Genomic DNA, 17,859 nt, shown 5'->3' on the forward strand with positions numbered 1-17,859 from the left:
GCATGACTGATAGAATATTCAAACCCCACGCTCGCATACGCCCCATTTTCTTCAGCGATACAATAAGATAAAAATAAAGATAGAGATAAGGGTAGAGATAAAGAAGATAAGGTTTTTTGAAATTGCATGGTTGATCCTGCTATGAATTGGGCTTGTTAAAAACAAGTTTAATAATACCATTAAAAAGCATAGCGCATACCAATATTTCCGGTAATATTAATATCTTTATAATCAAGCCCAAACCTAGCCCCAATGCCCGCATTCACATAAAAGGTTTTGAACAATCTTATCTCCCCGCCTGTGATAATGCTAGCAAAAGTGTTGTATCTGCCACCATCTCTATAGCTTAGGGTGTTATTACCGATGAAACGCACCATTTTATCCCCCATAGAATTAATGAATAAGTCTCTGCCCACATCCGCAATCACAAAATAATAAGAGTTTTTGTTGAAGTAATGCCGACTTTCTAGGGCAAAATTGATCGTTAGAACGGATTTTTTATTAGGGTCAGCATTGGCTCTGAATTGGTTGTAAATAGGATCATCCATAATACCCCTTAAACCGGACAAGCCAATGTAATAATAGCTTAAGCCTACTTGGGGTTTAAAAATAACGCTTTTATCTTTAAACATGAAATCATAGCCATAATTGATTTTAGCGTCAGTCATCCAAGTGTCGTATCTGTAAGACTGATTGATGATTGAGAGTAGGGGGTCATAGGAGTTGATGAAAGTTCTATTGTATCCCCAAGTCTCATTCAAGCTCATGGTTAATTCGCTTCTTTTGATAAACGCTCGGCTATAAACGCCCATATTGACATTGCTAGAGCCTGATTGAGTGATGTTTGCATGGAACCCGCTATACCCATAAGCGGCATAACCCCCCACAATCACGCCCTTAATGAATCGGTCATACCCTACATTGATACCATATAAAGTTCCAGTGCCTCCATTAATAAAACTAGCCCCTCCAACTCCTGTCGCCCACACATTATTTTTAACTCTATTCCTTTGAGAGTATTTTAAAATCACATCCATAGCGTTAGGGATCGCATCAGCGAATCGCTTGTTTTTAAGGGCTTCTAATCGCTCGTGAAAATCAGCACTAGCAAAGGTTGAAGTGTCAGAGAGCTTGGCTAAACGGCTCATTTGTTGCGTGTAGGTGTTGATCTGTAAAATATTAGTGGCGTCATTTTTAAAATCAGGGTTAGCGATGACTTCTAAAGTGTTAGCAATGTCTCCAGCGATTGTGGTTAAATCTTTTGTGGAATGGCTTTCTAAGTAATAGGGAGCGAATAAAGGGCTTCCCTTAGTTTCAAAGATTTTATTGAGCCAATTAATCGCTTGGTTGCCTCCAGCTTGATCAATGCTATCCACGCTTTGAACGCCCTGAATTTGAGCGATATATTGTTTTAAAGTGGGGGCTTGTAGGTTATTGATAGGATCATTAGAAACAGCGATTTTCACTTTATTATAAAGAATGGAAGTGTAAATGTATTGATTTTGAGAGTCCTTAAAGCCTACAACTAAACCGCCATCTTTAACACTCACGGCTTGCCCGTTATAAGTTAAGCCGTTGTCGCTCATCACCATGTGCTTGCCATTAATATCAATGAGCGCATAAAGCTTAAGGTAATTATCTAGGCTGCTGTCTCCTGTGATTTGGTTGTTATACCCGTAATAAATGGCTTTAGCGCTATCAATCAGCGTGTAAGTGCCTGCTTCTTTTGAAGAAGTGTTGAATTGGATTAAGGGGTTATTGTTATTAGCCATGATTGTCGCATTGCCTTGAGCGTTGATGATAGCATGGCTAACTGAACGGCTAAGGTTAAACACCAAATCGCCATAGCTATTAAAATTCCCCATGACATTCAAGCCATTGGCGTTAGTGCTTAAAGTCGCTTGTTGGTTTAAGGTGAAATTACCATTAATATTGGCCGTAGAGTTAGAGGCGTTGTTAAAAGCGTTGGTGATCGTTAAATTATTGGCTTGCAAGGTCGCGTTTTCATTGAGATTGAGCGTGCCTATAACGCTATTATTTGTTACTTGAGACAAATCAATGGCCCCATTAGAGGTGATTGCGCCTAAGAAAGTGAAGTTATTAGCGCGCACGCTTAAAGTTTCATTAGTGGGGGTTACGCTAGAGTTTGTAGAAGAGCTGTTTTTGGTTGTAGGGCAATTGGCTAAATTGATACAAATTTCCCCTTTTTGAACGCTCACGTTATTCAAACCCGCATTAAGGCTTAAGCCATTCGTAGCGTTTAGGGTGGTGATATTGATATTAGAAACACCATTAGAAGCAAAAATCAATGTGCCTTGATACTTGCTAAAGTCAATCGTGTTATCGCCATTAAAGATAATAGACTTGTTAGCGACAAAATTCAAACTGCCCCCTGTGGCGTTGCTAAAAGAGCTGTTATTGACAAAAACATAGCCATTGCTTAAAAAGTTAAAATACCCTTTTTGCCAAAAATCATGCAAGCCTCTAGGCGATAAAAGAGCGCCTAAATCGTTTTCTTTGAGCGCGTTTTGTAAAGAGGGCGGCAACACGCTCCCTAAACCTTGATTATAAACGCCGCTTAACCCACCTTGAGAAATAATGTTATTAATGATATTATTCACTAATCCTTGACTTTCTAGCTTTTTGATAACATCTTGTCCTAAAAACTCGTTCAACAAGTCGTTCGCTACCACACCAATGTCTTTTTGCAAGCTTGTAGGGGGGTTAGTAATATCTTTTAAAACCACGCTTAAAATAGAGCTTAATTCAGAAGCGTCTATATACCCACCGATAAAATTCAAAAGCCCTTTATCGTCTAGCATGCTTTTTAAAGACTGCTTAGCAAGGTAGTTTTCTATAATGGATGGGGTAACAAAATTGCCAAAAATGCTTAGTTTTTTACTGATAATATTTTGGATTTCATTCATGACTCCGCTATTATTCAATAAATCATCTAAGTTATTTTGACCTATAAGTTGGCCTAAGGTTTCATCTTGCAAGCTAGCGGGTAATTCCTTACTCAAAGGGATTAGAGCGTTTTCTATAAAGTTTCCTAAACCGCCGGCTTGCTTGATTTTTTCCATAGCCACTTGACTGAGAACATTCGCTAAATTCCCTTGATTAAAGATTTCATTAATCCCTTTTTGACCCAAAAGATTAAAGATATTGTCTGTAGCTTGAGCTTCTATATTAGCCTTATTCAACACTAAATTATTAGCGCTTTGAAAGGTTACATCCGCGCTCCCTCCGCTTTCAAAGGCGTTACCACTTCCAATTGTTCCGGTAATATAAATGCTTTTAGCTTTAAAATCAGCGTTAATGTAGCCCAAATAAGGGGAAGTTGAGCCTAATAATTGCCCCAAGTAAGTGTTTCTAAAAGAAGAACAAGTGGCGCTATCTAGCGCGCAAGGGCTGCTATAACCATTGCCCCCAAACCATATAGAGCTGGTAGAGTTTGTAACATTATCTTGAGTAGTGCCTATAACGAGATTCCCGTTACTAAAGGTTTGATTGATGTTGTCAGTCAAATGGTTGATCGTTTCTAGGAGCGCTTGCTTTTGCGCTTGGGTGATCTTAATCTTATCCAAGAGTTGCAACACTTCATTAATGTTAGTGATATTGTCTAATTGGTTGGATTCAATCATTTCTTTTAAGGTGGCGGAATTTTGAGAAAGGATCCCTAAAAGCGTTTTTAAATTCTCGCTAGAAAAACCCTTATTGTAGATATTTAAACTATTCAAAGGTTGGTTAAACGGGCTATAAGTGCCTGGGGCTTGAGGCGTTTGAGAGCCTTTAGGGGTGAAAAGACCTTTAATATTGCTTGTCAAGTAATAAGTGCCTGCTTGATTGTCGCTATAATCATAGCTATAACCGGTAGGATTTTGCTTAGAAGCTTGGTAATTATAAAGCTCAGGAGCGATATTAAAAATAGTGTTAGAAGCCGAGTTAGGGTTATTTAAAACTTCTATGGTTAAATCCCCATTTTTAATGCTCTCTTGAATGATTTGAGAAGAATTGAGAGGGTTTATAAACGACCAAGTTTGAATGTTGTTATTATCGCTATAGGTAGCGTTTTGGATTTTCATGCCATAAAAAAGGATTTTTTCATAGCCATTAGCCCCACTAATGCCAGTAATCCCTTTTTGAGCGTTTAGGATGTTGTAGGTTACAGATTTTGTAATGTTGTCAAAAATATTGATGTCAGATAAATTAATATCCCCATTATTCCCTAAAACAAACTGCCCGCTAACGCTCATTAAAGCCTTAGTTAAAGAGGGCGCATAACCATTAAAATTCAACGCCCCATTAGCCGTAAGGTTATTAAAATTCAATGAACTTGCGCTGTCAAAATTAAAGCTTGCTGTATCAATAGTCGTGTTGCCTCCAAAACTAGCCTGGCTTGCACCTTGAAAATTGATATTAGCGTTTAAAGAGCTTGCGTTATTCGCATTCAAAACGCTATCGTCTAAATTGATAGTGGTGTTGCTTGAAAAACTAGCGTTAGAAGCGTTGAGCTTGCTACTAGCGTTAAGACTGAGTGTCCCGCCATTAAAAAAGAGGTCATTAAAGGTCGCTTGACTCCCATTATAGATATTGAGACTCGCTTGATTGTTAAAAGCGCTTGCGCCATTCGCATTCAAAACGCTTTGATTGTCTAAGCTTAAATTAGAATTGTTATCAAGCGTTAAAGAATTTTTAAAAGCGGCTTGACTTTTATTGCCAAGCGTGATATTAGCGTTGTTTTGCAAGGTTGTATCGCCATTAAAATTCAGCAAACTTTGAGAGCTAAGCGTAAAACTCGTGTTGCCCAAAAGCTGTGTGGTGGCGTTAAAATTGCTTGTCCCCCTAGAATACAAGACATTAAAAACCGCTTGCGTGTTATTGAAAATAAGGCTATTAGCCCACAAATTATAGATTGCCCCACCATTCAAGCGAGAATCTGTAAAGCTTAAAGAATTAGAAGCGTTAGCGCTAATAACGCTTGATCCTCCAGGGTTTGTAAAGCCGCTAAACGAAGCGTTAGAAAACGAAATACTCTTAGCGCTAAAACTGAATTTCCCCCAAGTCATATCGCTAAAACTGGAATTGGTTACACTGATATTATTGGTAGCGTCAAAAGCGGTATAGGAATGCTGACTGGCCCCTGTTTGAATCATTTTAGTAACGGTTTCAGCGTTATTGTAATTCAAGCCATCCATAGTGATATTATCGCTTGCTTTAAAGGTGATGTTCGCTCCCCCACCATCTGAGCCTGAAACGCCTTCACCGGTTTTAAAATTATTGGTTAAGTAAATGTTAGCCGCATTAAAAGTCCCGGTAATATAACCAAAGCCTCCATGCCCTATCCAAATCAACCCGTTATCATTCACGCTCTCTGTGTCATTCCCTATAACTAAAGTGCCATTTTGGATATTAACGCTAAAACTCCTTCCTAACAAATTAGCTGTATAAGTGCTGAGCGTGTTGCCGCTTTGACCGCTCTGTCCTGAAAGGTTGGGATCAATATAATAAATGCCTTGTTTTGAGTAAGTTTTGTTTTGAAGCCAATAAACCCCACTCCACACGCTTTCTGCAGGTGGATTTTGAGTAGGCGTGGGCGGAACTTGACTAGGGGGAGTGTTTGGCGCTGTGTGTTTTGTAGGAGTAGGGGTGGGGCTTGGTGTGGGGTTGGCATGCTTAGCGTTAGCTATCGCTTGTTCCAATCCCTCTTGTTCCGTATTAAAAGCGTTTTCATCGTTTTGTAAGGTTTGTTCATCTTGTTGTTCTTGTTTTTGAGCTTGAGTGAAAGCTTGTTCGTTAAAGCCTGTGGTGGAGTTGGCTAATTGCTTGATTTGAGCTAAATCTTTTTCTAAGGCTTGCTCATCTTTTTGGATTTGTTGGTTGGTGTTTTCTAAACTTTGAGCGTCTTTAGCTACAGTAGCATTTTTGCTTTGAGTGTAGCTTGTATCGTTATTTGCGATCGTGTTGTCGCTAGTAACCTTATTCAAAGCGTTTTGGGAATTGGTGAGATCTTCTTGATAGGTTTGTTGGGCTTCTTGTTGTAAATCATCGCCTAAAAATTGAGTGGTAATGGATTGGTTGCTAAAGGTTTCTTGTAAGGTTTCATCTTGCCCGTCAATGTCAAAGGTTACATCATAAGTGTTATTACCCACTTCAACATGGCTGATAGCCTTATCGCCCTTATAATTGATTAGATCCCACAAATAGCTTTGATAAACCCCATACTGGATCGCCCCGTTTGTAGTGAGAATGTCATAGGTTTGATTATTATTAAGGGTTTGATTGAGGTTAAAGATCGCATTAGAATTAAAAGACACACTGCCTTTAAGGCTAGCAAAAGGCGAACTTGAATTTAAAGTGTTGATGCCTGAAAAACTCACCTTGCTGGTGTTAAAGTTATAAGTCCCTTGATTGAAGGTGTTATTATTAAAGCTTACGCTGTCATTAAAGTTATAAGTCCCTTGATTGAAATTGCTGTTTTCAAAAGTGGATTGGGTGCTGTTAAAGTGATAAGTCCCTTGATTGAAACTACTATTACCAAAGCTTAAAGTGGCACTGTTACTAAAATTATAAGTGCCTTGATTGAAGTTCGTTTGATTAAAGGAGATGGTGCTGTTATTACTATTACCGCTGAAACTAAAGCCCCCATCAGTGTCATCTTTAAAGCTAGAGCCACTGACATTAATTTGAGAGCCTTTAAAATTCATATAAGATTTTTGTGTCCCTGCATCGCTGTTATCAAAACTCGCTTGATTGATAGTGATATTATTGGCCGCGTTAAAATTGAGCGTGGCCCCACCGCCATCAGAATAGGAGTTTCCGGTTGTTAAATGGCTTGTCAAGTAAATGTTAGCCGCATCATAAGTGCCTGTGATATAGCCGACATCACCCCCATTAATACCTGTGCCTCCAAAGCGGATATTCCCCCCTATATCAAGCGTGCCATTATTGAATTTTTGCGTGAAACTAGCCCCACCAGCGCTATAAGTGGTAAGAGTGTTTAAATAATAAGTCCCAGAGCCTTGAGCGCTACTAAAAAGGCAATAAGAGTTGTGCGTGGGTGAATTAGGACCGCTTTCAATATTGTCTTGATAACTCCAAGACGACCATGACCAATAACGGCATTCGTTAGCCCTTAGGTGGGATAATCCCCCTAACGCTCCTATCAATAAAATCGAAGCTTTTAAAAAAGATTTGTTTTTATTAAAGGGCTTTTTAATGGATTTTGTTTTTTTATGGCGTTTTAAGGGCTTTTCACGCTTTAAGATTTGATTCAATGTGAAAATTTTCTTTGAGATCTTATTCAATTTGAAAGATCCCTTTGAAATAAACTTAGAAATCAATCTGGCCTTTTTAAACGCCATTAAAACTCCAATCGTTTTTATTAAATCCCACATTATACAATTTGATGTTAAACAAACTCAAAAAGATTCGCAAAATGACTTAATAATGATACATGAATTGCACCATATCCACCAAACGATTAGAATACCCCCATTCGTTATCATACCACCCCATGATTTTGACCATATTCTCTAGCGTGAAAGTCAAATCAGGCGCGATGATGACGCTACTAGGATTAGAAATGAAATCAGAACTCACCCTTTCTTTTAAATCTATTTCTAGCACGCCTTTTAAAACCCCTTTGGAAGCTGTAATCAATAAATCATTGATCGGATCTTTAAAGGCCTTTTTTTCTAAAAACAAACTCAAATCTATCATGGACACATCAAGGCTAGGCACCCTCACGCTATGCCCATGCATTTTGTTTTTGAGATTGGGTAAAACTTTATGCAAGGCCAAAGCGGCTTTAGTGGTGGTGGGGATAATGTTGCTTGCAGCCGCTCTGGAGCGCCGTTTGTCTAAAGGGTGGGCCAAATCAATGAGTTTTTGATCGCTCGTGTAGCTATGAATGGTCGTTAGCATGCCTTCTTTAATCTTAAAAGCTTTATCTAAAATCGCGCAAATGGGCGCGATAGCGTTAGTCGTGCAAGAGGCGTTAGAAACAATGGCCTGGTTTTGATAGAGAGAATGATTGACCCCATACACCAAAGTGGGGTATTGTTTTTCATCGTATTCGCCTATAAAGGGAGCGGATAATAACACCTTTTTAGCCCCAAGCAAAAGGTAATTTTCTAGCGTTTCAGGCTCTAAAAACTTCCCTGAACACTCTAGGATAACACCCACGCCTTTCAAGTCTTTGATGCTATTAAAAACAGGGATCTCTAACGAGCCGATAATAAGCTTACCATTAGAGTAACGCGCCTCTTTATTAAGCAACCCATGCACGCTGTCATGCTCTAAAAGATAAGCGAGAATTTCCCAATTAGCAGGGTCATTGATGCCTACCACTTCTAAATGAGGGTTTGTATCGCTACGATCTAAAATCGCTCTTAAAACGCATCTCCCAATGCGGCCAAATCCATTGATAAAAATTTTCATGGTAACTATTATCCTATTTTCAGACTTCAATTTCAATTTTAGGGGGTTTTGTTTGGTATTTTACTACATTTTGCGCTATTATATTGGACCTAGCTGTAGGGTTAATTAAAATTATTTATTGAGTTGAAATTCAAGGAGTAAAACATGGCATTGTATGACAGAGCGAATTCTCGTAATGCGTATGCAGAAGATTCTTTATTGCATGAAAGCGAGCTGGTGGGTTTTGTTAAAACGACTTACAAGTTCTTTGCAGGCAGTTTGTTATTAGCGACTATTGGGGCGTTACTGGGTTTAATGAACTTTCAAGCCGTAGTGCAGTATAAATGGGTGTTTTTTATCGCTGAAATTGCGGCGTTTTTTGGTTTGATGTTTTCTAAATCCAAACCCGGATTGAATCTATTCATGCTGTTTGCTTTCACTTCATTATCAGGGGTTACGCTAGTGCCTTTGTTGGGCATGGTGATTGCAAAAGCTGGTTTAGGAGCGATTTGGCAAGCTTTGGGCATGACAACTATTGTCTTTGGTTTGATGAGCGTGTATGCCCTTAAGACTAAAAACGACTTAGCGAATATGGGTAAAATGCTTTTTATCGCTTTGATTGTGGTGGTGGTGTGTTCGCTCATTAACTTGTTTTTGGGTAGCCCCATGTTCCAGGTTGTCATTGCGGGAGCGAGTGCGATTTTATTCAGTCTTTATATCGCTTATGACACTCAAAACATCGTTAAAGGCATGTATGATAGCCCCATTGATGCGGCGGTGAGCTTGTATTTAGACTTTTTGAATGTCTTCATTTCTATCCTGCAAATCATTGGTATTTTTTCAGACAGAGACAAATAGTTTGAAAAAATAGGGGGGGACGCCACGCAAAAACCTAATAAAAAATATTTTAAAATATTGATAACGCTTCGTTTATATTCTTTCTTTAAGGATTAGTTATGCCTAAACGCACCGATATTTCCAACATTCTACTGATAGGCTCAGGCCCTATTGTGATCGGACAGGCTTGTGAGTTTGACTACTCAGGGACTCAAAGTTGTAAAACCTTAAAATCTTTAGGTTATAGAGTGATCTTAATCAATTCTAACCCGGCCACCGTGATGACTGACCCTGAATTTTCTCATCAAACTTATATCCAGCCCATCACCCCAGAAAATATCGCCGCTATCATTAAAAAAGAAAAGATTGACGCTATTTTACCCACAATGGGCGGGCAAACCGCTTTGAATGCGGTCATGCAAATGCACCAAAGGGGCATGTTAGAAGGCGTGGAGCTTTTGGGGGCTAAGATTGAAGCGATTAAAAAAGGCGAAGACAGGCAGGCTTTCAAAGAAGCGATGTTAAAAATCGGGATGGATTTGCCTAAAGGGCGTTACGCTTACACGGAGTTAGAAGCCCTAGAAGCTATTAATGAAATTGGCTTTCCAGCCATTATCAGAGCGAGTTTCACGCTGGCTGGGGGAGGGAGTGGGGTCGCTTATAATATTGAAGAGTTTCAAGAATTGGTTAAAAACGCCCTAGACGCTTCGCCCATTAATGAAATTTTGATTGAAGAGTCCTTGCTAGGTTGGAAAGAATATGAAATGGAAGTCATACGAGACAGCAAGGATAATTGCATCATCGTGTGTTGCATTGAAAACATTGATCCCATGGGCGTTCATACCGGCGATAGCATCACGATCGCTCCAAGCCTAACCTTAACCGATAAAGAATACCAACGCATGCGCGATGCGAGCTTTGCGATTTTGAGAGAAATTGGCGTGGATACGGGCGGGAGTAATGTGCAGTTTGCTATCCACCCAGAGACTTTAAGAATGGTTGTGATTGAAATGAACCCACGAGTGAGTCGCAGCTCCGCACTAGCGTCAAAAGCGACCGGGTTTCCTATCGCAAAAGTCGCTACCATGCTTGCGGTGGGTTTTAGTTTAGATGAAATCCAAAACGATATTACCAACACCCCGGCGAGTTTTGAGCCTAGTTTGGATTATATCGTGGTGAAAATCCCTCGCTTTGCGTTTGAAAAATTTGCCGGTGTTTCTAGCACTTTAGGGACTTCTATGAAAAGCATTGGCGAAGTGATGGCGATAGGGGGGAATTTCTTAGAAGCCCTACAAAAAGCACTATGCTCTTTGGAAAACAATTGGCTAGGGTTTGAATCGTTAAGCAAAGATTTAGAAACGATCAAAAAGGAAATCCGCCGGCCCAATCCCAAACGCTTGCTTTATATCGCTGATGCGTTCAGGCTCGGCGTTTGCGTGGATGAAGTGTTTGAATTGTGCCAGATTGACAGGTGGTTTTTATCTCAAATCCAAAAGCTAGTCAAAGCAGAAGAGGGCATCAATTCTAGCGTTTTAACGGACGCCAAAAAATTAAGAGGGCTTAAGAATTTAGGCTTTAGCGATGCCAGGATTGCCGCTAAAATCAAAGAAAATGAAAATTTAGAGGTCAGTCCTTTTGAAGTGGAATTAGCTAGATCTAATTTACAAATCGCGCCCAATTTTGAAGAAGTGGACACTTGCGCGGCGGAGTTTTTATCGCTCACGCCTTATTGGTATTCCACCTATGCCCCCAATCCTTTGCCTCCTATTGAAAACAAACAAGAAAAGAAAGAAAAGAAAATCCTAATCATAGGCTCTGGGCCTAACCGCATCGGTCAAGGCATTGAATTTGATTATTGTTGCGTGCATGCGAGCTTTGCTTTGAAAGATTTGAACATTAAAAGCGTCATGCTCAATTGCAATCCAGAAACGGTGAGCACGGATTATGATACCAGCGATACGCTCTATTTTGAACCCATTCATTTTGAGTGCGTGAAGACTATCATTCAAAGGGAGCGCGTGGATGGCATTATCGTGCATTTTGGGGGACAAACCCCTTTAAAACTCGCTAAAGATCTAGCTAAAATGCAAGCCCCCATTATTGGCACGCCTTTTAAAGTGATTGATATTGCAGAAGACAGGGAAAAATTTTCCCTCTTTTTAAAAGAGCTTGACATTAAGCAGCCCAAAAATGGCATGGCTAAGAGTATTGATGAAGCTTATAGTATCGCTAATGTGATTGGTTTCCCTATTATTGTGCGCCCTAGTTATGTGCTAGGCGGCCAACACATGCAAATTTTAGAAAATATTGAAGAATTGCACCATTATTTAGAAAGCGTTACGCATTCTTTGGAGATTAGCCCTAAAAATCCGCTCCTCATTGATAAGTTTTTAGAAAAAGCAGTGGAATTAGATGTGGATGTTATTTGCGATAAAAAAGAGGTTTATATTGCCGGCATTTTACAGCATATTGAAGAAGCCGGAATCCATTCAGGCGATTCGGCGTGTTTTATCCCTTCCACTCTAAACCCTGAAATTTTAGATGAAATTGAGCGGGTGAGCGCGAAAATCGCTCTGCATTTAGGCGTAGTAGGGCTATTGAATATCCAATTTGCTGTGCATCAAAATTCGCTGTATTTGATTGAAGTCAATCCCAGAGCCAGCCGGACCGTGCCTTTTTTAAGCAAGGCTTTAGGCGTTCCTTTAGCCAAAGTGGCGACTAGGGTTATGGTGCTAGAAGACTTGAAAGAAGCCCTGAAGTTTTATGATAAAAAAAATATCGTAGGATATTCTAAAGGCGTTTATAAGCCTAAAATGCCCCATTTTGTGGCTTTAAAAGAAGCGGTTTTCCCTTTTAATAAACTTTATGGATCGGATTTGATTTTAGGGCCTGAGATGAAAAGCACCGGCGAAGTGATGGGGATTGCTAGATCTTTAGGGCTTGCTTTTTTCAAGGCTCAAACGGCTTGCTTTAACCCCATTAAAAACAAGGGGCTTATTTTTGTTTCTATTAAAGATAAGGATAAAGAAGAAGCATGCGTTTTAATGAAGCGCTTGGTTCAGTTAGGCTTTGAATTGTGCGCTACAGAAGGCACGCATAAAGCTTTGGAAAAAGCCGGGGTGGAGTCTTTAAAAGTGCTTAAAATCTCTGAAGGCCGCCCTAATATCATGGATTTAATGATGAATGGGGAAATCAGCATGGCTATCAACACTAGCGATCACAAATCTCAAGATGACGCCAAACTCATTCGCGCTTCTGTGCTTAAAAACCATGTGAGTTATTTCACGACTTTAAGCGCGATAGAAGTCTTGATTTTAGCGTTAGAAGAAAGCTCTCAAAAAGACGAGTTGTTAGCCTTACAAGACTATTTAAAGTAGTTTGATGGCGTTAGTGTATCTCGTTCAAAGCGATACCACTATAGGACTGCTTTCTAAAGACAGCGAAAAGCTCAACGCCTTAAAAAATCGCCCTAAAAACCAAAGCGTTTTAATAGAAAGCGCTGATTTTAGCACCCTAAAAAGCCTGGTGCGCGCGCCCAACGCGTTTAAAAACCTCATCAGGAGAAGCGCTAAAACCACTTTTATTTACCCTAACTCTAAGGCCGTTCGTGTGATTAGGGGCAGGCATGGGGATTTTTTAAAGCGTTTTAAAACGCTTTATAGCACCTCAGCCAACCTCACCCAATGCGCTTATGATAAAGAAATCGCTTCCAACCTCGCTGATGTGATTGTGAGCGATGAAAGGGGTTTGTTTGAAAGCATTAGCTCTAAAATATTCAAACTCTATAAAGATAAAAAAGTGAGAATAAGATAAAATTATCCTTTATAATTCGCATTCTGTGCGTTTTGAAAGGGGTTTTTGTGGGATTTTTCTAAAAGTTTATCATTTGTTTATTAAAAATGGCTAGCTCTTTTAAGGTGATTGTAATATTTTTTTGATTATAATAACACCTTTATTTTTTAAGAGAAATTATTATTATAAATAGGATTTTAGGAATGAATGACAAGCGTTTTAGAAAGTATTGTAGTTTTTCTATTTTTTTGTCCTTATTAGGAATGTTTGAATTGGAGGCCAAAGAAGAAGAAAAAGAAGAAAAAAAGACAGAAAGAAAAAAAGAAAAGAACGCCCAACACACTCTAGGTAAGGTTACCACTCAAGCGGCTAAAATCTTTAATTACAACAACCAGACAACCATTTCAAGTAAGGAATTAGAAAGAAGGCAAGCCAACCAAATCAGCGACATGTTTAGAAGAAACCCCAATATCAATGTGGGCGGTGGCGCGGTGATAGCGCAAAAAATTTACGTGCGCGGTATTGAAGACAGATTGGCTAGGGTTACGGTGGATGGCGCGGCGCAAATGGGTGCAAGCTATGGGCATCAAGGCAATACGATTATTGACCCTGGAATGCTCAAAAGCGTGGTGGTTACTAAGGGGGCGGCTCAAGCGAGCGCGGGGCCTATGGCTTTAATTGGCGCGATCAAAATGGAGACTAGGAGTGCTGGCGATTTTATCCCTAAAGGTAAAGACTACGCCATAAGTGGGGCTGCAACTTTTTTAACCAACTTTGGGGACAGGGAAACCATTATGGGCGCTTATCGTAACAACCATTTTGATGCGCTTTTGTATTACACGCACCAAAATATTTTCTATTATCGTGATGGGGATAACGCGATGAAAAATCTTTTTGACCCTAAAGCGGATAATAAAGTTACAGCAAGCCCTAGCGAGCAAAACAATGTGATGGCTAAGATCAATGGCTATTTGAGCGAAAGGGATACTTTAACGCTCAGTTATAACATGACTAGAGATAATGCTAATCGCCCTTTAAGAGCGAATTTTACCGGCACTTTTTTACCCTATTCTTGCGGCGATTTCAACGCTTTCCCTAACGAACAAAACCCTGATGATTGCTTGTTTGAAAATGATGCCAGTTTGTTTAAAACTTATAGCGTCAATTTAGTGCATAACGTGAGTTTGAATTATGAAAGGGAAGGGGGGAGTCGCTTTGGCGATCCTAAACTAAAAATCAATGGTTATACGAGTATTAGGAATGTCCAAATTGATCCGCTTTTCAGACCTAGCGATATAGCAACTATCATTCCTTTCACCCCAAACCCGCAACTCTCTCAAGGTGAAGAAAATCAATGCGTGGCGCAAGGGGGCATTTATGACGCTCTTAAACAAACTTGTTCTATCACTTTTAAAAGCCTTGGAGGGGGTTCTGTGGTCGCTAATAAAAATTTATTCATCATCAATTCTGGGTTTAATGCGAACATGATCCACACCATAGATCATAAAAATGACAATCTTTTGGAATACGGGTTGAATTACCAGAATTTAACCACTTTTGATAAAGCGATCCCTAATAGCGAATTAGTCAAGCCCGGCGATGCCCCTGATGCGTGCTTAAGGGTTACAAGCCCCAATGATCCTAACATGAACGGGCGTTGCCAACGGAATGGCGCTACGGCGAATGTGATTGGGGTGTATGCGCAAGCGAATTACACCTTATACCCTATGGTAACTTTAGGGGCAGGGACTCGTTATGATGTCTATACTTTAGTGGATAAAGACTGGCAATTGCATGTAACCCAAGGGTTTAGCCCGAGCGCGGCTTTAAACGTCTCGCCTTTAGAAAATTTGAATTTCAGGCTTTCTTACGCGTATGTAACTAGAGGCCCTATGCCTGGAGGTTTGGTGTGGATGCGTCAAGACAATTTGCGCTATAACCGCAATTTAAAGCCAGAAATTGGGCAAAATGCGGAATTTAACACCGAATACAGCAGTCAGTATTTTGATTTTAGGGCCGCTGGTTTTGTCCAATTGATTTCTAATTATATCAATCAATTTTCTTCAACGCTTTTTGTAACCAACTTGCCCTCGCAAGATATTATTTATGTGCCGGGTTATGAAGTTTCAGGGACAGCTAAATACAAGGGCTTTTCTTTAGGCTTGAGCGTGGCGCGATCATGGCCTTCTTTAAAGGGGCGTTTGATCGCTGATGTGTATGAATTGGCGGCCACGACCGGCAATGTGTTTATTTTAACAGCAAGCTATACGATCCCACGCACCGGGCTTAGCATCACTTGGCTTTCACGCTTTGTTACGGATTTGAGTTATTGTTCTTATAGCCCTTATCGCAACGGCCCTACGGATATTGACAGACGGCCTAGCGATTGCCCTAAAACGCCTGGGATTTTTCATGTGCATAAACCCGGTTATGGGGTGAGCAGTTTCTTTATCACTTACAAGCCTACTTATAAAAAACTTGAAGGGTTGAGCTTGAATGCGGTGTTTAACAATGTTTTTAACCAACAATATATTGATCAAGCAAGCCCGGTGATGAGCCCTGATGAACCCAATCAAGACAAATACGCAAGGGGCATGGCAGAGCCTGGCTTTAACGCTAGGTTTGAAATTTCTTATAAGTTTTAATAATGGAGCTAAAAATAAGGATTTCATGGGTTGCGGATCTAATCAAAAATAAAACATTCTTTAGAAGTAACAAATATATGATTTTAATCCTTTAATTTTAAACTAATTTACAATGAATGGTTATTTTTTGTAAAATAGGGTTGCGAACTTTAATTAATATTTTAACTTCATGCTATTTTTTTTTGATTATAATTATACAATAAGAAAAATCATACAATTAAAATTAGGGAGAGTTTAATGAAGCAAGAAAAGTATTTTCTGACTTCTTCTTTATCGCTTTTATCGTTTTTGTTGTGTCCTGTAGAAGCTTTTGATTATCGGTTTAGTGGTCGTGTGGAGAACTTTTCTAAAATTGGTTTTAACAATTCTCAAATCAATACCAAAAAAGGGATTTATCCTACCGAAAGCTTTATAGATATTGTAACTTTAGCGCAAGTCAAAGTCAATTTACTCCCTAAAGGCACCGAAAACCACAGGCTTTCTGTTTCTTTGGGTGGGGCGATTGCAGCCATTCCTTACGATAAGACTAAATATTATATTAACCAAGCTAACGGGAAGGTTTTTGGCTCAATTGTAGAGAATTTCATTGGGGGCTATCATGGATACTTTTTTAATAAGTATCTTGGCCCTGCTTATGCGGGGACTTCCCAATCAGCGAGCTATCATGCAAGGCCTTATGTGGTGGATACCGCTTTTTTACGATACGATTACAAAGATGTTTTTGGGTTTAAGGCGGGGCGCTATGAAGCGAATATTGATTTTATGAGCGGTTCGAATCAGGGGTGGGAAGTGTATTATCAGCCCTATAAGACTGAGACGCAAAGGTTAAGGTTTTGGTGGTGGAGTTCTTTTGGGAGAGGTTTGGCGTTTAACTCTTGGATTTATGAGTTTTTTGCGACCGTGCCTTATTTGAAAAAGGGAGGCAACCCCAGTAACAGCAACGATTTCATCAATTACGGCTGGCATGGGATCACCACGACTTATTCTTATAAAGGTTTAGACACTCAATTTTTTTATTATTTTGCGCCTAAGACTTATAACGCTCCCGGTTTTAAGCTGGTTTATGACACGAATAGGAATTTTGAAAATGTGGGCTTTCGCTCTCAAAGCATGATCATGACAACCTTCCCTTTATACTATAGGGGGTGGTATAACCCAGAAACAAACACTTATAGTTTAGAAGACAGCACGCCTCATGGCTCGTTGTTAGGGAGGAATGGCGTTACTTTAAATATCCGCCAGGTTTTTTGGTGGGATAATTTCAACTGGTCCATTGGATTTTATAACACCTTTGGTAATTCGGACGCTTTTTTAGGCTCTCATACGATGCCAAGGGGTAATAACACTTCCTATATCAGTAATGAAATCTCAGTAACGACCAGGCATGCCGGAATGATCGGCTATGATTTTTGGGATAATACGGCTTATGATGGGCTGGCTGATGCGATCACTAACGCGAACACTTTCACTTTTTACACTTCGGTTGGAGGGATCCACAAGCGTTTCGCATGGCATGTTTTTGGGCGCGTCTCTCATGCGAATAAGAATGCGTTAGGGCAAGTGGGGAGGGCTAATGAATATTCCGTGCAATTCAATGCGAGCTATGCGTTCACTGAATCGGTTTTCCTTAACTTTAGGATCACTTATTATGGGGCTAGAATCAATAAAGGCTATCAAGCAGGGTATTTTGGAGCGCCTAAGTTCAATAACCCCGATGGCGATTTTAGCGCGAATTACCAAGACAGAAGTTACATGATGACTAACCTCACGCTGAAGTTTTGATTTTCAATCGCAGCAAGTTAAAAACACTCCAAAGCATTTTAAAATCTAAATATAAAAGACTTTGTGCAAAGCTAGTCTCGTGAAGCGCCCAAACGCTAAAGCGATTGGGCTTCCTGATGTTGGGGGAGAGTTTGGTTCTTGTTCTGTGTGCCTAATCATAGGGATTTTACAGAATTTGAGCTCCAACGCATTCCTTACAGCTCTCACGCATCATATCTATAAAGGCGTAACTTTGCACGCTTCCTACGCTAGATGCAAATGTATGGGGGTGTTATACTGCAAATTAGCGGCATTCACCCCAAACACTAAAGATGTTTAGGATTTCTGCTTGGGGGTTTTAAAAGCGGTTTTCTTGGGTTAGGGGAACGCCTTTAGCGTTTGA

Annotated in this window: 8 protein-coding genes; 6 read left to right on the forward strand and 2 right to left on the reverse strand. The window is 39.9% G+C overall.

The window, feature by feature from the left end:
* Positions 1-179 precede the first annotated feature (179 nt).
* Together EWZ81_RS06750 and gap are read right to left on the reverse strand one after the other, a co-directional pair.
* Entirely contained in the window at positions 180-7,364 is a 7,185-nt protein-coding gene (locus EWZ81_RS06750; protein WP_165549445.1) for a vacuolating cytotoxin domain-containing protein, read from the reverse strand.
* A 79-nt stretch (positions 7,365-7,443) separates the two neighbouring features.
* Complete coding sequence (gap, locus tag EWZ81_RS06755; RefSeq protein WP_165549446.1) at positions 7,444-8,442, reverse strand: type I glyceraldehyde-3-phosphate dehydrogenase; 999 nt, start codon at positions 8,440-8,442, stop codon at positions 7,444-7,446.
* 144 nt (positions 8,443-8,586) lie between these two features.
* Here gap and EWZ81_RS06760 point away from each other — a divergent pair, with 144 nt between their 5' ends.
* From EWZ81_RS06760 to EWZ81_RS06785, 6 genes are all read left to right on the forward strand, one after another.
* The gene (locus tag EWZ81_RS06760; RefSeq protein WP_001240271.1) at positions 8,587-9,279 is read left to right on the forward strand and encodes a Bax inhibitor-1/YccA family protein; all 693 of its coding nucleotides are present in this window, start codon (positions 8,587-8,589) and stop codon (positions 9,277-9,279) included.
* A 98-nt stretch (positions 9,280-9,377) separates the two neighbouring features.
* Positions 9,378-12,635, forward strand: a complete 3,258-nt coding sequence (gene carB / locus EWZ81_RS06765) for a carbamoyl-phosphate synthase large subunit (RefSeq protein ID WP_165549447.1) — start codon at positions 9,378-9,380, stop codon at positions 12,633-12,635.
* A 4-nt stretch (positions 12,636-12,639) separates the two neighbouring features.
* Entirely contained in the window at positions 12,640-13,071 is a 432-nt protein-coding gene (locus EWZ81_RS06770; protein ID WP_165549448.1) for an L-threonylcarbamoyladenylate synthase, read from the forward strand.
* A gap of 182 nt (positions 13,072-13,253) precedes the next feature.
* On the forward strand, positions 13,254-15,695 hold the full coding sequence (locus EWZ81_RS06775) for a TonB-dependent receptor domain-containing protein (protein WP_165549449.1): 2,442 nt from the start codon (positions 13,254-13,256) through the stop codon (positions 15,693-15,695).
* A 237-nt stretch (positions 15,696-15,932) separates the two neighbouring features.
* Positions 15,933-17,477 (forward strand): outer membrane beta-barrel protein HofG, encoded by a 1,545-nt coding sequence (hofG, locus tag EWZ81_RS06780; RefSeq protein WP_165549450.1) that lies wholly within the window; start codon positions 15,933-15,935, stop codon positions 17,475-17,477.
* Between the two features lie 79 nt (positions 17,478-17,556).
* A complete protein-coding gene (locus EWZ81_RS06785) occupies positions 17,557-17,796 on the forward strand; it encodes an SsrA-binding protein (protein WP_165549444.1) in 240 nt (79 codons plus the stop codon).
* Positions 17,797-17,859: the final 63 nt, after the last annotated feature.

Origin of the sequence: Helicobacter pylori, assembly GCF_011140715.1 — a bacterium.
GTDB lineage: Bacteria > Campylobacterota > Campylobacteria > Campylobacterales > Helicobacteraceae > Helicobacter > Helicobacter pylori_DA.

Bases quoted from the DNA above. Each gene is read 5' to 3' on its own strand.
- hofG (WP_165549450.1), top strand. From the start codon at position 15,933: ATGAAGCAAGAAAAGTATTTTCTGACTTCTTCTTTATCGCTTTTATCG.
- gap (WP_165549446.1), bottom strand. From the start codon at position 8,442: ATGAAAATTTTTATCAATGGATTTGGCCGCATTGGGAGATGCGTTTTA.
- EWZ81_RS06770 (WP_165549448.1), top strand. From the start codon at position 12,640: ATGGCGTTAGTGTATCTCGTTCAAAGCGATACCACTATAGGACTGCTT.
- EWZ81_RS06750 (WP_165549445.1), bottom strand. From the start codon at position 7,364: ATGGCGTTTAAAAAGGCCAGATTGATTTCTAAGTTTATTTCAAAGGGA.
- carB (WP_165549447.1), top strand. From the start codon at position 9,378: ATGCCTAAACGCACCGATATTTCCAACATTCTACTGATAGGCTCAGGC.
- EWZ81_RS06760 (WP_001240271.1), top strand. From the start codon at position 8,587: ATGGCATTGTATGACAGAGCGAATTCTCGTAATGCGTATGCAGAAGAT.
- EWZ81_RS06775 (WP_165549449.1), top strand. From the start codon at position 13,254: ATGAATGACAAGCGTTTTAGAAAGTATTGTAGTTTTTCTATTTTTTTG.